At 69.5% G+C, this 19,210-nt stretch carries 20 protein-coding genes; 9 read left to right on the top strand and 11 right to left on the bottom strand.

The features are described from left to right. Nucleotides 1–28 precede the first annotated feature (28 nt). Together VZQ01_RS17480 and VZQ01_RS17475 are read right to left on the bottom strand one after the other, a co-directional pair. A complete protein-coding gene (locus VZQ01_RS17480) occupies nt 29–760 on the bottom strand; it encodes a hypothetical protein (RefSeq protein ID WP_223751426.1) in 732 nt (243 codons plus the stop codon). Between the two features lie 191 nt (nt 761–951). Beyond that, nucleotides 952–1,662: a Mut7-C RNAse domain-containing protein gene (locus VZQ01_RS17475; RefSeq protein ID WP_426748415.1), complete on the bottom strand. Its 711-nt coding sequence runs from the start codon at nt 1,660–1,662 to the stop codon at nt 952–954. A 211-nt stretch (nt 1,663–1,873) separates the two neighbouring features. On the opposite strand from VZQ01_RS17475, the gene VZQ01_RS17470 reads away from it, so the two are divergent. Further along, a complete protein-coding gene (locus VZQ01_RS17470; RefSeq protein WP_426748413.1) occupies nt 1,874–3,523 on the top strand; it encodes an endonuclease/exonuclease/phosphatase family protein in 1,650 nt (549 codons plus the stop codon). A gap of 52 nt (nt 3,524–3,575) precedes the next feature. Here the strand turns inward: VZQ01_RS17470 and VZQ01_RS17465 are convergent, their stop codons facing one another. After that, the gene (locus VZQ01_RS17465) at nt 3,576–3,860 is read right to left on the bottom strand and encodes a hypothetical protein (protein ID WP_223751423.1); all 285 of its coding nucleotides are present in this window, start codon (nt 3,858–3,860) and stop codon (nt 3,576–3,578) included. A 212-nt stretch (nt 3,861–4,072) separates the two neighbouring features. On the opposite strand from VZQ01_RS17465, the gene lspA (VZQ01_RS17460) reads away from it, so the two are divergent. The 6 genes from lspA (VZQ01_RS17460) to VZQ01_RS17435 all read left to right on the top strand — a co-directional run bounded on the left by lspA (VZQ01_RS17460) (nt 4,073) and on the right by VZQ01_RS17435 (nt 9,003). Continuing rightward, a complete protein-coding gene (gene lspA / locus VZQ01_RS17460; protein ID WP_223751422.1) occupies nt 4,073–4,699 on the top strand; it encodes a signal peptidase II in 627 nt (208 codons plus the stop codon). A gap of 33 nt (nt 4,700–4,732) precedes the next feature. Further along, nucleotides 4,733–5,344 carry a signal peptidase II gene (gene lspA, locus VZQ01_RS17455; RefSeq protein WP_074948473.1) on the top strand — a complete coding sequence of 204 codons (612 nt, stop codon included), beginning with the start codon at nt 4,733–4,735 and terminating at the stop codon, nt 5,342–5,344. A 120-nt stretch (nt 5,345–5,464) separates the two neighbouring features. After that, nucleotides 5,465–6,772 carry a prolipoprotein diacylglyceryl transferase gene (locus tag VZQ01_RS17450; protein WP_426748412.1) on the top strand — a complete coding sequence of 436 codons (1,308 nt, stop codon included), beginning with the start codon at nt 5,465–5,467 and terminating at the stop codon, nt 6,770–6,772. Between the two features lie 41 nt (nt 6,773–6,813). Next, nucleotides 6,814–7,929 (top strand): MXAN_5187 C-terminal domain-containing protein, encoded by a 1,116-nt coding sequence (locus VZQ01_RS17445; RefSeq protein WP_426748411.1) that lies wholly within the window; start codon nt 6,814–6,816, stop codon nt 7,927–7,929. 11 nt (nt 7,930–7,940) lie between these two features. After that, a complete protein-coding gene (locus VZQ01_RS17440) occupies nt 7,941–8,444 on the top strand; it encodes a KdsC family phosphatase (RefSeq protein WP_141324151.1) in 504 nt (167 codons plus the stop codon). Between the two features lie 178 nt (nt 8,445–8,622). Next, nucleotides 8,623–9,003 (top strand): lipoprotein, encoded by a 381-nt coding sequence (locus tag VZQ01_RS17435; RefSeq protein WP_046710570.1) that lies wholly within the window; start codon nt 8,623–8,625, stop codon nt 9,001–9,003. A gap of 7 nt (nt 9,004–9,010) precedes the next feature. On the opposite strand, the gene VZQ01_RS17430 is transcribed toward VZQ01_RS17435, so the two are convergent. From VZQ01_RS17430 to VZQ01_RS17410, 5 genes are all read right to left on the bottom strand, one after another. Next, entirely contained in the window at nt 9,011–9,733 is a 723-nt protein-coding gene (locus VZQ01_RS17430) for a LytR/AlgR family response regulator transcription factor (protein WP_426748410.1), read from the bottom strand. Continuing rightward, nucleotides 9,730–10,800, bottom strand: coding sequence for a sensor histidine kinase (locus VZQ01_RS17425; protein WP_426748408.1), 1,071 nt, complete (start codon nt 10,798–10,800; stop codon nt 9,730–9,732). Before VZQ01_RS17425 ends, VZQ01_RS17430 begins: the two co-directional genes overlap by 4 nt. A gap of 64 nt (nt 10,801–10,864) precedes the next feature. After that, complete coding sequence (locus VZQ01_RS17420) at nt 10,865–11,779, bottom strand: alpha/beta fold hydrolase (protein WP_426748407.1); 915 nt, start codon at nt 11,777–11,779, stop codon at nt 10,865–10,867. Nucleotides 11,780–11,978: 199 nt separating this feature from the next. Continuing rightward, on the bottom strand, nt 11,979–12,830 hold the full coding sequence (locus tag VZQ01_RS17415) for a hypothetical protein (protein WP_426748406.1): 852 nt from the start codon (nt 12,828–12,830) through the stop codon (nt 11,979–11,981). After that, nucleotides 12,831–13,961 (bottom strand): AAA family ATPase, encoded by a 1,131-nt coding sequence (locus VZQ01_RS17410; RefSeq protein WP_426748405.1) that lies wholly within the window; start codon nt 13,959–13,961, stop codon nt 12,831–12,833. Nucleotides 13,962–14,172: 211 nt separating this feature from the next. Between VZQ01_RS17410 and VZQ01_RS17405 the strand changes: the two genes are divergently transcribed. Together VZQ01_RS17405 and VZQ01_RS17400 are read left to right on the top strand one after the other, a co-directional pair. Next, complete coding sequence (locus VZQ01_RS17405; protein WP_141331850.1) at nt 14,173–14,424, top strand: hypothetical protein; 252 nt, start codon at nt 14,173–14,175, stop codon at nt 14,422–14,424. Next, nucleotides 14,424–15,329 (top strand): tetratricopeptide repeat protein, encoded by a 906-nt coding sequence (locus VZQ01_RS17400; RefSeq protein ID WP_223751414.1) that lies wholly within the window; start codon nt 14,424–14,426, stop codon nt 15,327–15,329. The genes VZQ01_RS17405 and VZQ01_RS17400 overlap by 1 nt, the downstream gene beginning before the upstream one ends. Before the next feature lie 9 nt (nt 15,330–15,338). Here the strand turns inward: VZQ01_RS17400 and VZQ01_RS17395 are convergent, their stop codons facing one another. The 3 genes from VZQ01_RS17395 to VZQ01_RS17385 all read right to left on the bottom strand — a co-directional run bounded on the left by VZQ01_RS17395 (nt 15,339) and on the right by VZQ01_RS17385 (nt 19,173). Further along, nucleotides 15,339–16,262: a DUF6929 family protein gene (locus VZQ01_RS17395; protein WP_223751413.1), complete on the bottom strand. Its 924-nt coding sequence runs from the start codon at nt 16,260–16,262 to the stop codon at nt 15,339–15,341. Nucleotides 16,263–16,290: 28 nt separating this feature from the next. Then, nucleotides 16,291–17,622, bottom strand: a complete 1,332-nt coding sequence (gene mgtE / locus VZQ01_RS17390; RefSeq protein WP_223751412.1) for a magnesium transporter — start codon at nt 17,620–17,622, stop codon at nt 16,291–16,293. A gap of 183 nt (nt 17,623–17,805) precedes the next feature. Beyond that, a complete protein-coding gene (locus VZQ01_RS17385; RefSeq protein WP_426748404.1) occupies nt 17,806–19,173 on the bottom strand; it encodes a hypothetical protein in 1,368 nt (455 codons plus the stop codon). Between the last annotated feature and the right edge of the window lie 37 nt (nt 19,174–19,210).

The following is a 19,210-nucleotide window of genomic DNA, read 5'->3' as shown; positions in this document are numbered from 1 at the left end:
GATGACTCGCGGGACGGCGAGGAGTTCGTCAGGGAGGCGTGTTGTTGGGGAGCGTTTCGATCTGCGTGGTGTCGGGCGCGTTCTGCTCCCGCGAATTGTTGTAGTTGTTGTCAGAGCCGCAGCCGGCCATGTTGCAGCCGGGGCCGTAGGCCACCGCGCCGCTCTGGTTGGCGATGAGGGCCTGGACGACGGAGCGCGTGGGGCGTCCGTCGCGGCTCAGCACCTCGCCCACCGCGGCCACCCAGATGAGGCCGTTGCCGTCGGACGTGGGGTTCGAGTCGATGTCGTCGCGAACGAACACGCGGTAGCGCACGTTGTTCTGCTCCGGGTAGTCCGCGTATGCGACGTTGTCCGCCCCCTGCTTCTCATGGGCGGGCATGTCGTTCGGCGTCAGCCGCAGGTAGTTCCACGGGTCGCCGGGGCTGGCGGGCAGCAGCTCGTACCAGGGGGGATTGGCGCCCGCGAGCCCCAGCTCCGTCACCTCGGCGCCCGCGTTGATGATGGTCGTCAGCGTGTTCTCGTAGGTGGTGGCATCGAGCGCCGTGCGCAGGCGGATGGCCTCGCGACCCTCGGCCAGCCCCGCCTCCGCGGCGAAGAACGCCTCCTTCTGCCGGCGCGCGTCCGCCTGGGTGTCCGCCTCGCGGCCCACCACCCGGTAGCTCAGCATCACCGCCATCGTCACCACGAGCACGACGCCCAGCGCGACGAGCAGCGTGAAGCCTCCATTCGCTCGGGTTCGGGCCAGGTCTCGGTGCGTCATCGTCGCGGCTCCTCTGCGCTCCCCCCGTGCGGGGAAGGCTGGAAGTGTCGCGAACTCAGCAACTCACGTGCCCGCAAGGGCATACCCGCAACCCACTGAAATCGTTTCGGTGCGGGCTTTCACCCTGGCGTCGCGGGTCATTGGTGACCTCGCAAAAAGTGCGAGGTGCGACTCTTTGCGAGGTGCGGGCTTCAGCCCTCGAGCTCCAGAGCGCGCAGCCGGTCGATCAACGCCTGCATGCGCTCCTGGTGTGTGCCGGGCCAGAACACGCGGCGACAGTCGTTGCACTGCTGGAAGTGGGTGTACCTGCGCGCCACGTCCGGGGGGACGCGATGGGTCACCTCGTGGGGTTGGGCGGGACTCAGGAGCGCGTTGCAGGCGATGCACCGGGAAAACGGCTTCATCCGGGAGCCGAGCCCATAGCGCCGCACCACCTCGACCAGCTGCTCGGCGGGGTCCGTGGCGCGAGGGAAGTAGCCGAGGACGACCTCGCTCCGCTTGAGCACGCCGAGGTCCCGGGTCAGCAGGACGCGCTCCTCGGTGCTCGAGATTCGCGCCAGCTCGGGGTCGTTGAAGTCGTTGCGCCACAGGGTGTCGAAGCCGAGCATCCGCAGGAAGCCCGACAGTCGCCCCAGTCCCACGTCGAGCACGAAGCGCGGCATGCCCTCGACGTGCCCGAGCGCCGGGAAGGCCTCGATGTGGGCTCCGGGCGTCACCCGATGCGCGAGCGCCACCGGGGCGCCGTCGACGAGCACCTTGTCCAGCTCGGGATGCGGCGGGCCGAGTGACTCGATGAGGTCTTTGAGCGACGGCGAGCCCTGGGGCGCCACCTGCAGCCGCGTGCCCCGCTTCTCCGGCGCGACGAAGTCGTTCAGCCTTCCATGAAGTCGGACGGTCACCACGGTGGGTTGCTCCCGATTGCGTGACGAGGAGGACTCGGACCCTGGCCCGTGGGACGCCCCCGCTCGCGATTTTCACCGCTGTAAATGTACGATTTGGCGGTACGTAGCGGGACTGCGGGCTTGGCGCACTTCTATACTCCGCGCCCCGTCGGGCCGTCGTCGTCGGCCCGGACCATCTCTCGAATCGTCTCCACGGAAGCAGGCAGAGCGAATGAAGAAGACCCTTTCCTATCTGGCGTGCGCGGTGGTCTCGCTCACGGTTTTCGCTCTGGCGTGTGGGGATTCTTCGGATCCGAAGACACCGCTTCCGTTGCCGGATGGCGGCGTGATGTGGGCCGAGTGCAATCCCCAGCAGGATGGCGGCGGCTGTGGTGCGGGTGAGGAGTGCCGCTTCGTCCCGTTCTACGACCGGTCCATCTGTGTCCGGCCGTGTGATGAGCAGGGCGCCTGTGGTCAGGCCGAGGCGGCGTGCTGTCCCACCGGCGAGGCGCGTGACGGAGGCGACGCCACCTTCTGTCTGCCGACCGAGGTGTGCGAGGCCACGCCGGACGCGGGCGCGGGCGATGCGGGCGCGGACGCGGATGGCGGCTCGCTGACGGACGACGGCGGGACGCTCGAGGACGCGGGACCGGGCACCGAGACCGACGCGGGCACGACGGACGCGGGCGGCCCCGTCATCGTGGACGACGCGGGCACGACGACGGACGCGGGTGGGCCGGTCATCGTGGACGACGCGGGCACGACGACCGATGCGGGCACGCCGACGGACGCCGGTGGCCCCGTCATCGTGGACGACGCGGGGACGACGATTGACGCGGGTCCCGGCACGACGGACGACGCGGGGACGACGATTGACGCGGGTTCTCCGGTCGACGCGGGTCCCGGCACGACGGACGACGCGGGCACGACGTTTGACGCGGGTTCCCCCACCGACGCGGGCACGGACGCCGGCACGCCCATCGATGCGGGCACGGACGCGGGCTCCCCCGTGGACGCGGGCACGCCGGACGCGGGCTCGTCGACGGACGCCGGGACGCCGACGGACGGTGGTCCCGCACCGGGCAGCTACACGAACATCCGCATCATGGCGTCGAACCTGTCGAGCGGGAACGGCCAGGACTACGACCCGGGCCACGGCATCCGCCTGATGCAGGGCGTGGACCCCGACGTCGTGCTCATCCAGGAGTTCAACTACAGGACGGACTCGGCGGCGGACATCGCCTCGCTGGTGAACCAGGTGGGCCCGGGCTTCTACTACTACCGCGAGGGCGGCGCGCAGATCCCCAACGGAGTCATCAGCCGCTGGCCCATCATCGAGTCTGGTGAGTGGAAGGACCCCGAGGTCGACAACCGCGACTTTGCCTGGGCGCGCATCGACATCCCCGGGCCCAAGGACTTGTGGGCAGTCAGCGTGCACCTTCTGACCCGCAGCTCCGGGGCTCGCAACGCCGAGGCGAGCGCCATCGTCACCGAGGTCCGCAAGAAGATTCCGGAGAGCGACTACCTGGTCATCGGCGGTGACTTCAACACAGACAGCCGCGATGAGAACTGCTTCAACACCTTCAAGAACGTGGTCGTCACGGAGTCGAAGACTGGGCCGTTCCCCGCGGACAAGAACGGCAACGGCAACACCAACGCCAGTCGCGGCAAGCCCTATGACCACGTCCTGGTTGACGCGGACCTGAACCAGTACCGCACGCCCACGGTCATCGGCTCCAACTCGTTCCCCAACGGCCTCGTGCTCGACAGCCGCGTCTACACCCCGCTGTCGGAGATTGCCCCGGTGCAGTCCAACGACAGCGGCGCTCCCAGCATGCAGCACATGGGCGTCATCAAGGACTTCCGCGTCCCCGCCTTCTAGCCGGACGCGGTGGGCGCGCGGCGGCTCCGAGACAGGCCGCCACGTGCTCCGCTCAGAAGTTCCACTTGTGCTTGTTGCGCTCGATGAAGCGCGCCACCGGCGGGATTCGCGCGATGAGCGGCGTGAGCACGAACACCGCCGCCAGCCGCAGGGGCTTCACCACCTGCGACGCCGCGTAGGCCGCCGCCCACGTGCCCGCCTGCTCGCCCGCCCCGGACGGCTGGAAGCCCAGCCGGATGGCCGCGTAGAAGCCCACCAGCACCAGGCCGAAGATGACGTAGTTCGTCACCAACGCCAGCGGGCCGTACTCCAGCATCAGCGTCTTGAAGCGGGCCATCAACGACGGCTTCCCGGCCTTCGCCTCGGGAGTCGTTGTGGGTGGGGGCGTGTCGGAGACTGAAGGATTCACGTCGGGCTCAACAGGCGGCATGTCCACACCATGCCCCAAACGAGCGATGTCCGGGAAACAGAGCATGCTGCCCGCCGGGGGCCGGTCGGCCCTCCGGGTTGTCAGGGCTTGGGGGGCGGGTTAAGGGATTGGGACGCGTCATGAAAGCCTCCCTCCGCCTCCTCATTCTCGTGGCCACCACGGTCCTCGTCGCGGACCAGGTGACCAAGTATCTGGCTGTGTCCCGGTTGACGGATGCCCTGGACGGGCGTGAAGGGATGGCCCGGGTGACGGGCTACTTCACCCTCCACAACCTCGACAACGACCCGCCTCGCGAGGACGGCGAGCGCAACGTGCTGCGGCCCCACCGCTTCGTGGAGGACTACTGGCACTTCCGCTACGTGGAGAACCCGGGCGCGGCGTGGGGCATGTTCGCCGACCTGCCCGACAGCGTGCGGCGCACGTTCTTCCACGTGGTGAGCGTGGCGGCGCTGGCCTTCATCTTCCTGATGTACCGCCGCACCCCGCTGGACCAGCAGCTGGCGCGCCTGGCGCTGGCGCTCATCACCGGCGGCGCGCTGGGCAACTTCCTGGACCGGCTGATTCGCGGCTACGTCATCGACTTCGTCGACTGGCATTGGCGCAACCAGCCGGGCATGCGCTGGCCCACCTTCAACGTCGCGGACGCGGCCATCTGCGTGGGCGTGGCCTTCATGCTGCTGGACTCGCTGAAGGTGCGCCGCCCGGAGACCGTTCCGGCGCCGCTCGCCCAGAGCCCCAATCCGTGACGGGTGGGGGCCGGGTGGTGTAAGCCCAGGCCCGTGCCTCGCAAATACGTCATCCTCCTCGCCGTCACCCTGGGCGTCATCGCCCTGGACCAGTGGACGAAGTATCTCGTCGTCCGTGAGCTGACCTCCCAGATGCAGGGGCAGGAGACGCTGGGCGGCCGGCTGGGCGCCATGTTCAGCGCGCCGCCCGAGCGCGGCTTCGACGGGCTGCACTACCGCTCCCGCCGCAGCATCGAGGTGTCGGAGTCCTTCTTCCGCCTGCGCTACGCGGAGAACCCGGGCGCGGCGTGGGGCCTGTTCAGGAACCTCCCGCCCGAGCAGCGCGGCCCGCTCTTCCACGTGGTGAGCCTGGGCGCGGTGGTCCTCATCGTCTTCTACTTCCGCAAGCTGTCCGGCTCGGACCCGGAGGAGAAGTGGGCGCTGTGGGGCCTGCCGCTCGTGTTGGGGGGCGCGCTGGGCAACTACATCGACCGGCTGGCCCGGGGCTTCGTCATCGACTTCCTGGAGGCCCACTGGTTCGACAAGGCGGCGTGGCCGTCCTTCAACGTCGCGGACGCGGCCATCTGCGTGGGCGTGGGCCTGCTGCTGGTGGACGCCTTCGTGCGCAAGGAGAAGCCCGCACCGGCGCCCACCAAGGCCGCCTGAGCGTCACCTCGCCGGAGGGCCGCCCGAGCGGACCGGCGTGCTCCCCGCCTTGCTCCGACGCGTGGCGCGGATAGCCTCCCGCGTGCTCACGCCGCCCCTCCCGTCCTCCGGCAGGTCTCCATGCTCCCCGTCCTCTTCCGCCTCACCTTCACCAGCCTGTGGGCGCAGCTGCTCTTGTACGCCCTCGCCGTGGGCACGGTGGGCTACATCGCCTTCAACGGGTGGCGCGGCGCGGTGGGGGAGGTGGACCCGAAGACGGGCACGCGCAAGGCGGTGGTGCTCGCGGACCGGCTCCTGCGCGCGGCGGGCTTCGGGCTCGCGGGGGCGGGGCTGGCGTGGTTCGGCCTCAAGTACGCGCTGCCGGAGAGCGCCTTCCCCGGTGGAAAGGGCGAGGGCATCCCCCTGCACACCTACGGCGTGCTGCTCGCCACGGGCTTCATGACGGCGGTGACGGTGGCCGGGCGGCTGGCGCGGGACGAGTGGCGCAGGGTCGAGCTCGTCGATGGCCAGTGGGTGGACGTGGAGGGGCCCAAAAAGCGCGAGCAGGTGATGGACCTGGCCTTCTGGGTGCTCATCGGCGGCATCGGCGGCAGCCGGCTGCTCTTCGTGCTGGTCAACTGGAAGGACTACTCGCGCGACTGGACGCAGGCGTTGTCGCTGGGCGGCGGGCTCGTCTTCTACGGAGGGCTCATCGGCGCGGCGGTGGCGGCGTGGTTCTTCGCGCGCGCCCATGGCATGGACTTCCTGCGGCTGGCGGACGTGTGCATCCCCACCGTGTCGCTGGGACAGTGCCTGGGGCGGCTGGGCTGCTTCAGCGCGGGCTGCTGCTGGGGCGACGTGGCACCGGCCCACTCCGCGACGGCGGTGCACTTCCCGGGCTCGGGGCTGGCGCAGGACCTGTTCGGCCAGGTGGGCAATGCCTCCAGCCTCGCGTACACCTCCCAGCTCGACGACACGCGCTTCGTCGTGGAGGCGACAGGCCAGATTCTGCACCAGGCTACGCCGGACGCGGTGCGCATCTCCGACTGGGTGGCCCAGCACGGACACACCCTGGGCGTCTACCCCACCCAGCTCTTCGAGTCCCTGGGGCAGCTCGTCCTCTTCGTGGCGCTGCTGTACGTCCGCCGCTTGCGCCGCTTCCACGGGCACATCTTCGCGCTGTGGCTGATGGCCTACGCGGTGCTGCGCACCACCGTGGAGCTGTTCCGCGGAGACGTGGAGCGCGGGACGCTGCACGGCCTGCTCGAGTCCCTGGGGGCCCAGGGGCTGGCGGACGCGGTGCCGTTGGAGGCCTGGTTCAACATTTCGACCAGCCAGTCCATCTCCCTGTGCATGTTCGCCCTCGGGGCGACGCTGCTCTACCAGAAGGGGCGGCGAGGGGCGGGCGAGGTGGCGGGCGAGGCCGGACCGACACCGTCGGCGGCGTGAGGTTGATCCCCGGACGCCGGTTGGGGACACTCTGAGACGTCATGCCGCCCCCCGACGCCCGACAGTCCGCCGCGAAGTCCCCCGCCACGAAGGCCCCGGCGGACACCAGCTCCAGCGAGGCCGTCCTTCATGAGTGCGAGGCGCTGGAGGCGGAGCTGGCCGCGCTGCGCAACCTCTTCGAGCAGTACTTCCTGGGCAACGAGCGCAACCCGCCCACGCGCGCCCACGAGGACTTCAAGAAGCGGGTGAACAAGCTGAAGACGTCGTTCATCCGCAGCACCGCGGCCAAGTTCCGCGTGGGCAGCATCCACAGCAAGTTCCTCACGTACGAGCGGCTGTGGGTGCGCACGCTGCAGGAAATCGAAGCGGGCACGTACAAGCGCGACCTGTTCAAGGCCCGGCGTCGCGCGGAGGTGCGCGGAGGCTCGGCGAACAAGGACGCGAAGAAGGGCGTCGTCGAGCTGCCGGAGGACATCTCCGACATGGACTTCGAGGAGGTGGAGGAGGTGCTCCGCCCCCGCCCCGTCAACGAGCCGCCCCTGGCCGCGGCCATCGCCGCCGCGGCGGCCGCCGCCTCCACGCCTTCCGCCGGGGGCACGCCCTTCCGTGGCACGCCCGCGGTGGCCAGCGCCTCGGCGGCGCCGAGCGTGGCGCCGGTGGCCGCCCCCGCCGGGTCGCGCGGAGGCATCCCGGGAATCGCCCCGCTGACGCCCGCCGTGGCGCCGGTGACGGGGACGCCCGCGCGCGGACTGCCCACGGTGACGTCGCCGCTCGCGGGCACGCCGGCGCGAGGCTCGGCCGCGGTCCCTCCGGGCATGGCCGCGAAGCCCGCGGGGACACCCGCGCCGGTGGCACGTCCCACGACGGCGCCCGCCGCGGCGTCCAGGCCCGCGGCGCCCGTGGCCTCGGCGGCGCCCAAGCCCGCGGCGGCGGGAGGCGGCGGCATGTCGGACGACAAGCTGCGCGCCGTGTACGACGCGTACGTCACCGCGAAGCGGCGCTGCCAGGAGGACACCTCGAAGATGTCCTACGAGTCGGTGGCCGCCACGCTGCGCAAGCAGGTGCCGGAGCTGCTCAAGCAGCACAACGCCAAGGCGGTGGAGTTCAAGGTCGTCATCAAGGACGGCAAGGCCTCGCTCAAGGCCGTGCCGAAGTAGGCGCCTTCGCGATGAATCAGGACCTGGAATCGCTCAAGGCGCGCGTGTCGCGTCTGTCGGTGATGATTTTCGACATCGACGGGACGCTCACGGACGGGCGCATCTTCTGGGTGCCCAACTCCGGCTGGACGCAGATGTACAGCGTGCGCGACGGCATGGGCATCAAGCGCCTGCAGGAGGTGGGCATCGAGGTGGCCGCCATCTCCGGGGGCGACAGCCTGTCCGCGCAGATGCGGATGCAGTCGCTGGGCCTCAAGCACGTGCACTTCGGCAGCCAGGACAAGGTCGCGCACTTCGAGAAGCTGCTCGCGCTGCTGAACGTCTCCGCGGACCGGTGTGGCTACATGGGGGACGAGGTGGTGGACCTGCCGCTGCTCAAGGCGGTGGGCTTCTCCTCCGCGCCGCCCGAGGCCCCTGACGAGGTCCGCGCCCAGGTGCACTACGTCGCACAGAAGCCCGCGGGCTTCGGCGCCGCGCGCGAGGTGTGCGAGTTCATCCTGCGGCACCGCTCGTAGCACCTGTCCGTCCCTCGAATTCCTCCAATCCACGCCTGGGTGCGGCGAATCGTCGGCTCCTGAAAAGTCGACGGGGTCGCTTGCCCGCACGGGTTGTCGCGTCATGGGGCCCTCCCTACCTTGGGCTTCGCACATGAGGCCGCTGGCCGGCGCGAGACACGTGGGAGGCGATGTGGGGATGCAGAGGTGGCTCGGGCTGTCGGTGGTGGTGGGCCTCGTGATGACGACGGGGTGCTCGACGCCGTCTGAAGAATCTCGGGAGCGGCTCGCGGTGCTGGAGGCGGAGGCCGAGGAGCTGGACGCGGTGCTGGACAATGTCGAGGAGCGACTGCTCGGCAACCAGGCCATGCTCCAGACGTGGCAGGAGCTGGGGCGTCGTCATCAGGAGGTGACGCAGCTGCACTGTCAGACGTCGGAGCCGCACATCCTGGCGCGCATGAAGCACTACGAGAAGATGGAGGAGCGCGGACGCCAGACGCGCCGCCGCAACAGCGTGGCGGCGGTGGACCCGGTGCTCACCTCCGGCAAGTCGTCCAAGTCGCAGCACGGCGCCAACTGACGCACGCTCACAGGCTCATGCGCTCGCGGAAGCGTTGGGACTGACGGCGTGACATCTCCACCTCCGGGCCTCCGCGAAGGCGCGCCACCAGCGTGCCGCCGGGGCCCGGCTCCAGGGTGTCGACGAAGTCCAGGTTGATGAGGTGCTGTCGACTCGCGCGGAAGAAGCGCGCGGGGTCCAGCTTCTCCTCCAGGTAGCTCAACGAGCGCAAGAGCAGCGGCTGATGTCCCGCCAGGTGCAGCCGTGAGTAGTTGCCCTCGGACGTGATGAGCGGGACCTGCGAGAGCTGCACGAGCCAGCAGCGCTCGCCCTCCTTCACGAAGACGCGCTCCAGCGGCGCTCCCGAGGCCTGTGTCGGTTCGGATGCGCGCTGTGTCTGTCGGCTGCGCTGCCGGACCCGCTCCAGCGCCTCGGTGAGTCGCTCCGCTTCGATGGGCTTGAGCAGGTAGTCGAGCGCGTTGACGGAGAAGGCGCGCACGGCGTGCGCATCGAACGCGGTGGTGAAGATGACGTCGGGAGGTTCGTCGAGCCGGGCGAGCACGTCGAAGCCGCTGCCTCCCGGCATCTGGATGTCGAGCAGGAGCAGGTCTGGCTCCAGCGACTCCACCTGACGACAGGCGTCGTCCACGTGGGTGGCCTCGCCCACGACTTCGACGTCGGGGAATGCGGCGAGCAGTCGGCGCAGCTCCGCGCGGGCCAGGCGTTCATCGTCGACGATGAGGACTCTCATGGGGGCAGGGGGATGCGGACGCGCGCGGTGGTGAGGGCGGCCCCGCTCTGGTCGAGCTGGAGTGACGCGGTGGTGCCGCACAGCAGCCGCAGCCGCTCGCTCGCGTTGTGGAGTCCCACGCCGCCGGAGTGGGGCGCGGGAGGTGTGCCGACGGGCGCGGGGGTGTTGGCCACCTCGAGGAGGAGTGAGCCCTCGCGCACGTGGGCCTGCACCGTCACCGCGCCGCCCTCGGGCGAAGGGGCGATGCCGTGCTTGATGGCGTTCTCCACCAGCGTCTGCACCAGCATCGCGGGCACGGGTACGGCGAGCGCCTCGGGTGACACGTCCTCGCGCACGTGGAGCCGCTCCTCCAGGCGGATGGCCTCCAGGCTCAGGTAGTCACGCACCACCTGGAGCTCCCGCCCGAGCGGCACCGTCTCCGCGTCCTTCGAGGCGAGCGCGTAGCGCAGCAGCGAGGACAGGTGGGTCACCGCCTGCTGGGCGCGGGCGGGGTTCTCGACGATGAGGGCCCGGACGCTGTTGAGGCAGTTGAAGAGGAAGTGCGGCTGGAGCTGGGCCTTGAGGAAGCGCAGCTCCGAGGTCTGCGAGGCGATGTGTTGCTGCAGCCGTTCGTGCTCCGCGGTGCGCGCGCGCTCCACGAAGTGGACCGCGAAGTACGTCAGGAGCCACATCATCATGACCACGGACCAGAAGGCTCCGCCGAAGATGACGTTCGTGAGCGAGAAGTCCTCGAACCCCTGGATGCGGAACACGAAGCGGGACAGGACGTGGGCCACCACGGACTGGGTGGCCCCCATCGCCAGACAGACGAGCAGCACGCGGGGCGTGAGGCGGGACAGGGACAGCCGGGCCCACTCCCGGAAGCCGAGTCGGACCCGGGCGACGTGCGTGATGACCACGCCCGAGAGGCTCATCGCGACGAGCCAGAGCATCCTGCGCGCGAACTGCTCATCGGGCCGCTGCATCATCACGACGGACAGCACGGACAGCACGGCATTGATGAGGGCGTACAGGCCCCAGCCGCCCGCCTGGCAGGCGGCGTAGACCCGGGCGCGTCGGGATGACATGCGTGCTCCTGCCGTCATGAAGACCTCAAGTCCATCATGCTTCAGCGGTGGGACTCCACGCGCGTCAGCGGGCGTGCTCGTTCAGGAAGCCGTCGAGCGTGGTGAAGAAGCCCTCGGGGTCATCCCACATGATGAAGTGCCGGGCCGTGTCGTGCATGACGACACGCGCGGTGGACAGGCCCTGGTACTGGCCGCGATAGAGCGCCTCGATGTTCTCGCGAGGGACGCTGCCCTTGAGCGCGGCCCACGAGCCGAACACGAAGGTGGGCGCGGTGATGCGCGGCAGCTCCGGTCGAAGGTCGGTGGTGGACATCTCGTACATGGCCTGCGCGATGGTCTCCGCGTCGGAGTCGACGCCCCAGCGGACGCCGACCTCGCGCCGGGCCTCGTCGGTGGCGTAGATGCGCATCGCCTGTTGAGAGGCCTGGGTGCGCTGCTCTAGCGTCTGCTGGCGCACGTGGGCGCGGCCCTGCTCGGCGAACGGTCGGGCGGTCTCGACGGTGGCGCCGGGATACATGAGGGCGGGCAGGAAGGGCACGCTGTCCACGATGAAGAGACCGCCCACCAGGTCGGGCGCCTCGGCGGCCAGCGAGAGCGCCAGCACGCCGCCCAGGCTGTGTCCGACGATGATGGGCTTGTCGAGCTTGTGCTCACGGATGTACGCGATGAGCGCCGTGCGAATGGTGGCGAAGAAGGGCGCGGGGATGGCGGGCTGACCCGCGAAGCCGGCGAGCGTGAAGACGTGGCTGTCGTAGCCGCCCTTCAGGTGGGCCACCGTCTCGTCCCACACCGCGCCGGATGAGGCGAGGCCGGGGATGAACAGGACAGGGCGTCCCTTGCCGGAGCGCTTCACCTGGAAGGCGGCCGGGGCGGCGGGGGCGCTGGTGGCCGCGGCGGTGGTGGAGGGGCTGGAGGTGGTGGCGCAGCCGACGAGCAGACAGAGGGTGCAGAGCGCGGTCAAAAGTGGCGTGGGACGCATGGACCTTCCTCGGGTGACGGACGCCGCGGGAGGCGCGGTGTCGGACGAGGAGAAAGGTACGCCCCGGAATCGTGCTCGCTCCGGATACTCCATGAGCGGTCCGTCCCGGGGATGAGCGGCGCGGAGCGGGGAGGGTTGATGAGACGGTCGATGTCGAGACGATAGGGGCGCGCTATTCAGCCCGGTTCGGTTCGACGTTTCAGAGGTTCCGAAGCACCCGATGGATGCCCGGCCGAGAGGTCAGCGGATGACAGGGACCAGGGAACGGGTTGTCGACGCCGAGGGCATCCGCGAGGTCCGCGAAGAGTGAGCGGGCCAGGGAAGTATGGTTTGGATTGGTCAGGACGCGCGCCCAATCCAAATCGCCGAGTGCGCGTGCTCCGCCTTCCGTTTCGCGATACGGCTGCTCGTTCGTTCCTTCCGGCTCCACGAGGTATTGGAGGTACCGCTTCGGGTGCTTCTTCCGGTCGGTCTTCGCCCAATAGTTCTTGCCGTCAGGGACGACCAGGAACGAAGTGTCATCGGTCAGGAAGTCCTCAACGTCACGGGCTGCTGGATCGATGGTGGACGCTATGCGTGCTCCCGCTCGTACAAGGGCTTGGGGCTCCCCGAAGAAGTAGGCCTCGACCATGGGACACAACAGGTGGAACGAGCAGTGTCCGCGAAGACGTTCTGCGGTCTGCTCCTTACGACGCATGCTGGACCAGGTGTGCGTGTCCAGATGTCGCTTGATGGCATCTCGGAGGAGGCCAGTCACAGCGCCAATCTGGTCCAGGTTCACCAACTCCACGTCATCCACTGCGAGGACCAGGTCAGGGGCGACGCCATCCCGTCCCGGGTCTGTGGAGGCGACCATCATCTGCGCGAAGCGGTCGACAACGGACGACAATCCACGCGGGCGTGGTGGCGGTGGGGTGATGGGGATGCGCGTGCTGGTGAACGAGTCGCGCTTGAGTGCGACGAACTCCGCGCTCGGAAAGTAGCGCTTGAGCGAGCGGCCTAGCGAGAGGTTCTCGCAATCTCCCGTGGTGAGGAGGATGACCTGCTTCATTCAGCTCTTCGGGGGCTCGACGGGAGCGCCGAAGTCCAGGTGAGCGTAGAGGTCTCCCAGGGAGAAGTGGGAGAGGTATTCGGAGTCGCGGACCTTGGGGAGCGGCATGGGGTTGGTCTCCTGGTTCCGCTCCATGACGAACACCTTTTCGGGGCACTCTTTGAACTGGTCGAGCACGACGGGCGAATGGGTCGCGAGGAGTATGGTGCAGTCCATCTTGGCTGACCAGCGGCGGAAGATCTCGACGAGGTGCTTGATGGCGTACGGGTGCAGCGAGTTCTCGACCTCGTCGAGCGCCACGATGCCGTGTTCGGGGACAGAGGCTACCGCGCAGAGATGAAGAAGGGCGGTGAGGAGTCCGTTGGGGGCGAAGGTGATGGGGTAACTAGTATCCGGCTTGGGAGTGACGACACGCGCCGTGACGGTCGTGCCAGCCGTCTCGTAGTCGAGGTCCGCGAAGACGTCCGGGAATAGGGTCCGAAGACCGTTGAGGACGAAGTCATACCTCAGGCGGTCATTCCGGGTGTCGCGCCAGTTGCGCAAGACCGAGAACACATTGCGTCCATGGAGGTCGAGAGCTTTGTCCGAACTGATGGTGGAGCCGTTCTCGCGAAGATGCGCGAGGTGGTAGTCCGCATAGCAGCGATACGACAGGATGAATGTCCTCAGCTCCTGCAGGGCAGGCGTGAGCTTGAACGCATCCGCTGCGACACGCAGGAGGCTCCGTCCATCTACGGGGACACGCTCGTTCTCAATCTCCAGGTGCGATGCGCCAATGTCGCGGAACCCCACATTGCTGGTGTGGTCGCTGATCTCTTCCGAGTAGGCGTTGGAGTCCTGGGTGAAGTAGGAGCTAAGATTGAAGCACCAATACGCACTGCCCTGTGTATGAATGCTGAAGAGAATGGCGCTGCCCGGTTCGGCATCGAAGTTCCGGAGCCCCTCCATTCCTCCATGCTCGTTGATCGCGGGGATAGGTCCCAACTCGAACGTGTGTCGAAGCAACTGAAGCACCTTGAGCAGAGTGCTCTTGCCAGCTCCGTTAGGCCCCACGAGCGCGCAGACTCCATGCGGACTCCACTCCGTCTGGCGCAGTGCACGGTAGTTGTGGACCTCTAGCTCGAACTTCATTCGCGGGACCTCGCTCCAAGCGTACCCGTGCCTACCACGCCGCACGGCCCGCTGAGGGCAGAACACCTCCACCCTGTAGCGGGTACTTCATGACACGCTCGCTTTCCAGACTTCACCCCCTGTGGAGCCGGGTCGCAAGGGATTCCGCTGGGCAGGCGAGCGGGCACACCGGTCCGTGACGACGTGGTCGAATCCAGGTAGAACCGCCGCCGTGACACGCACCGCGCACACGGTCCTCGCCGCCCTTGGAGCGGGGTTGTTGGGATGCAACGACCTGGAGGTCTGTGGCTCGACGTCCCAGGACGTCACCCGTGACGACGGGAGCGTCTATCGGTGTGTCACCTCCGAGGACTGTCCGCGGACCTCCCGTGTCGATGTGTGCGTCACCGACGTCTCGCCCATCGCCGAGTGCGTGAGCTGCGTGGAGTCGCGCTGCGTCACCATCATCCCGGAGAAGTGCTAGTGCGGACGCTGCGACTGTCGCTCGTGGTGCTGGCCCTGGCGGGTGCCGGGTGTCGCGACAAGCCGGTGGACCACCTGCAGCGCGCTCGCGACGCCACCTTCGAGAAGCGACCGGACGAGGCCCTCGTCGAGTACCGCAAGGCCTTCGACATGTTGCGCCACGACAGCACGCCGGAGGCGCTCGTGCTGCGCGCCCGCTCGCTCAAGGGCGCCGCGGACGTCTACTGGCTGGAGCAGCGCAAGGTGAAGGAGGCCGTGGGCGTCTACCGCGAGCTCATCCAGCAGTGCCCCGAGTCCCCCGAGGCGCTCGAGGCCCGCATCATCCTGGCGGAGCTGCTGCGCGTGCACTACCGCGACCTGCGCGGCGCCATCGACCAGCTCACCGCGGCGCTGCAGCGCAACCCGCCGCAGGGCGCGGAGCTGCACTACCAGGTGGCCAAGCTCTACTTCGAGCTGGGTGACTATCAGCAGTGCGAGCTGGAGACGCGCCGCCTCGTCGAGCGCTTCGCCACCAGCGTCTTCGTGGACGACACGCTGTTCCTCCAGGCCCAGGCCATCGCGATGATGGAGGGCCGTCGGCAGGAGGCCTCGCGCGCCTTCGCGGACCTGCGCACGCGCTTCCCGGACTCGGAGCTGTCCCCGCACGCGCTCTTCGAGATGGGCAAGCTGCGCTCGGACGCCGGCGAGCACGAGAAGGCCATCGAGACGTGGGTGGAGACGCTGAAGACGCATCCCGACCCCACGCTGGTGCAGGACTACATTGCGCGCGCCCGCAAGCGCATCGCCAACACCACCGCCGAGGGTGTGGGCCAGCGCGAGGTGGCGTTCGACCGCGCCCGTCCCGCGCGTTCCTCGCTCGAGGCCGTGGGCGGCAGGCCCGAAGAAGCCGCGCACGAGCACGACTGACCGGCGCCGCTACGCCGGGACGTCCAGCACCGCTTCCAAGAGGGGCGCCGCCACGGACGGGTCATCCGCGTCCGCCACCAGCAGCAGGTGCACGCGTCCACCCTCCACGCGCGCGTCCACGCCCTCCAGCTTCACCTTCGCGTCGACGACGTCCAGGAACAGCGGCGTCCCATCCGGCGCCAGCAGGCCCACCGCGGAGCCCGCCACCGCGCCGTCCGAATAGGTATCCGGCGAGGCCTCCGCCGTCGCGGTGAAGATCATCCGTCCATCGGGCAGGGGCGAGGCGTCCGTGAAGGACAGCCGCACGCCGCCCGTGCGGCCCAGCTCCCAGCGCAGCGTGGTGCGCACCACCTCCGGCCCCAGCGCGCCCACCTCGATGGCGCGCATCGCGCGCTCCCGGTCCAGGTCCACCAGCGCATCCACGCCCGCGTCGCCGTTGCCCCGCTGGAGCAGCCGCAGCCGTCCACCCACCACCGCCGCGCCCTCGATGTTGAGCGAGCCCAGCTCCCGCGAGAGCTGCTGGTACATCGTCGCGCAGTCCACCGTCCGGACCTCGCCCGTGAGCGAGCCATCCGCGCCCAGCGTCACCAGCGCCCCGCGCATGCGCGCCAAGGTGGAGCCCGAGGGCAGCGCCAGCAGGGCCCCATGAGGCGCACCCGCCAGGGGACCCAGCAGACAGAGCGCCTCCAGGTCCGGCTTGGCCGCCTTGCGTGCGGCGGGCTCCTCGGGCAGCTCACCTTCGAACAGTCGCGACAGCCGCCCCGGTGCATCCCCGCGCGCGGGGAACGTCGCCAGGTGCAGCGAGTCATCCGCGACGACGTGCAGCCAGTCTCCGACGCGCACCAGGCCGCTGGCGGCGCTGACATGCGCGGGGAGGCCCGGGGACTCGGGGGCCTCCAGGGTGAGGGTGCGCCGTGGGGTGGTGCGAATCATGGCCGGGCTCCCGTCGCGGCAGGCGCGTTCAGAGCAGCGTACCGCGCAGCAGGAGGCTGGCGACGGTGAAGTAGATGACGACGCCGCTGACGTCCACCAGTGTGGCGACGAAGGGCGCCGAGGCGCTCGCGGGGTCGAAGCCGAAGCGGCGCAGCACCAGGGGCAGCATGGAGCCCGCGAGCGTTCCGAACGTCACCACGCCCAGCACGGACAGCGCCACCGCGCAGCCCAGCAGGAACGCGTGCTCGCCATACGCGCCGGACACCTCCTGCCACACGACGATGCGCGCCAGGCCCACCGCGCCCAGCACGAAGCCCAGCACCAGGCCGGACAGCACCTCGCGCCGCGCCACGCGCCACCAGTCCTTCAGCCGCATCTCGCCCAGGGCGAGCGCGCGGATGATGAGCGTGGAGGCCTGGCTGCCGGAGTTGCCGCCGGAGGAGATGATGAGCGGCACGAAGAGGCTGAGCACCACCGCGCGCTCAATCGCACCCTCGAAGCTGCTCATGGCGGTGGCGGTGAGCATCTGCCCGAGGAAGAGCACCAGCAGCCAGCCGATGCGCTTCTTGAGCATCCCGAAGAAGCCGACCTCGAAGTAGGGGGCCTCGAGAGCCTCCATGCCGCCGACCTTCTGGATGTCCTCGGTGGCCTCTTCCTGGACGACGTCGACGATGTCGTCCACCGTGACGATGCCCTTCATCCGGTTCTGCTCGTCGAGCACGGGCAGCGCCATGAAGCCATGCTCGGTGAACAGCTGGCTCACCACTTCCTGGTCCGTGTTCTCCGACACCGTGACGACGTCGTGCTGCATGACGTCCGCGACCTTCTTGTCGCTGGCGGCCTGGAAGAGCTGGCGCAGCGACAGCACGCCCTGCAGGCGCTGCTCGGCGTCCAGCGCGTACGCGTAGTAGACGGTCTCCACCTTTTCGCGCGCCTGCTTGCGCAGGTAGCCGATGGCCTCGTCGATGGTCATCTCCGGCCGCACGCGCGCGAAGCGCGGGTTCATCAGACCACCGGCGTCGTCCTCCGCGTAGGCGAGCAGGACGTTGACCTCTCGACGGCTGGCGTCGTCCAGCTGCGCGAGGATGGCGTCCGCCTGCCCCGGCTCCACCGCCACCGCCTGCACCAGGTCCGCCAGGTCGTCCGGCGGCAACAGACGCACCCAGGTGCGCCGCTCGCTGGCGGGCAGGTGGGTGATGAGCTCCGCCTGTTCGCGCGCGGACAGGTCGAGGAAGAAGTCGTCCGCCACCGACGTCGGCAGGAGCCGGAAGCCCTCCAGGCGCTCGTCGATGGAGAGCACCGGCCACACCTCATGGAGCTCCTCCACGGAGAGGGAAGCGCTCTGAGGGCTGTCCATCATGGGGCTCGCCTCGGCTGGTGTACGCGCGCGGCCAGTCGCGACGCGCCGGCCTCTCTACACCCGCACGGCGAGCGCGGCGAGAGGCAGGCAACCATCCCCGCGCGCTTTTTCCACGGACGTCACCGGCCCCGAGCGGAAAGCTCGCCCGTGTGGGCTCCAAGGGAGGGCCTCGGGCGAGGCCTCTCAGGGCCGGGCCTGCTCGTAGACGGTGGTGAAGCCTCCGAGGGGACGCGAATCGCCACTCCAGTGGAAGCGAGGGGAGGTGTCACGAGAGCCCTCGGAGAGGGGGAAGTGGGTGGGCAACAGCTCCAGTCCGAGCACGGGTCGTCCGCTCAGGCGCCGGGGTTGGGACGGCCGGGCTTCACCGGTGGTGGAGTAGAGGGTGGGCACGGTGGGGCCCAGGTGGAGGAACGCCTCGGTGACCCCCAGCGACAGCTCCAGGCCGAGCGCGCCGTCCTGCTCCAGTCGGCCTCCCTCGAGTGTCCATCGGTAGAGCGTCCGCTCGGGGAACAGGGGCTGGGCGGAGCCGAGCAGGGTCCACAGGGCGCCGTCCTCCAGGCCCACGGGGCGGCCTCGCAGCGGCGCGCAGGGCTCGTCCGTCACCGGCAGGAGGCTGCCCTCGACGGAGGGCTCGAAGGGGCAGGCCTGGCTGTCCTGTGCGCCACGGAGCATCGACAGGACGAGGACGCGCCGCGCCGACGCGCGCACGAGCAGCCCCGTCGACTGGTCCCTCCCGAAGCGCCCTGGAGTCGCCGTCCCCCACCAGGGCGTGGACGGTGGCGCGGTGAGCACCCCGGCGTCGGTGAGCACGAAGCGGTGGAGCCGTTCGCTGTCGAGCACCACCAGCTCGTTCTCCGAGGCCAGTCGCGCCTGGAGGGGCCGGGTGCCCAGCGCGTCCGTGAGCAGCGAGTCGGTGAGCTCCAACTCGGCGCCGGTGTCCACGTAGCGGCGCACGCGCCCGTCTCCCACCACCCAGACGACGTTGCCGGAGACGGAGACGTCGGCGGGGGTGGTGGCGGTGCCCAGGCGCAAAGGGCGGTCCGCGGCGCCGCGCACGGCCACGCCATCACACAGCCACAGGCCTCGCGTGGTGCGGTCCAGCTGACCGCACCTGGGCAGCGGCAGGGTGACGGGCGTGGGGCTTCCACGCCACGCGCCGGCCACATGGACGCCGAGCTGGCGCACGCCGCCCACGGGCGCGAAGGAGAGCAGGACGTGGTGTCGTCCCACGGAGGTGGGAGTGAAGCTCACCGTGGCCTCGCCGCCCATGTCGCTCAGGGAGACTTCCGCGGGGACCCGGTGGTTCTCCGGGTCCAGCACCTCGGCGGTGGCGGTGTCGGGGGCCTGGGCGGGACTGCCGTTGTCGCAGGCCAGCATCAGGGTGGCGACGTCCATCCTCAGCGAGGCGGCGGTGCCCAGGGGGACCACCACCGGGTCGCGGGTGAACAGCCCCGTCGCGGGGCTCACGGTGCACAGGGGCGCCTGGTCGTCCGCCGAGCAACCGACGCTGGCGAGCACCGCGGCCAGGGTGAGGGGGAGGGAGGTCTTCATCCAGCGGCCATCTCACCCGACGTCCGAGCCTCCCCCG

Source organism: Myxococcus faecalis (assembly GCF_050039385.1).
Taxonomy (GTDB): domain Bacteria; phylum Myxococcota; class Myxococcia; order Myxococcales; family Myxococcaceae; genus Myxococcus; species Myxococcus fulvus.
This window is presented reverse-complemented; position numbering and strand designations above follow the sequence as displayed.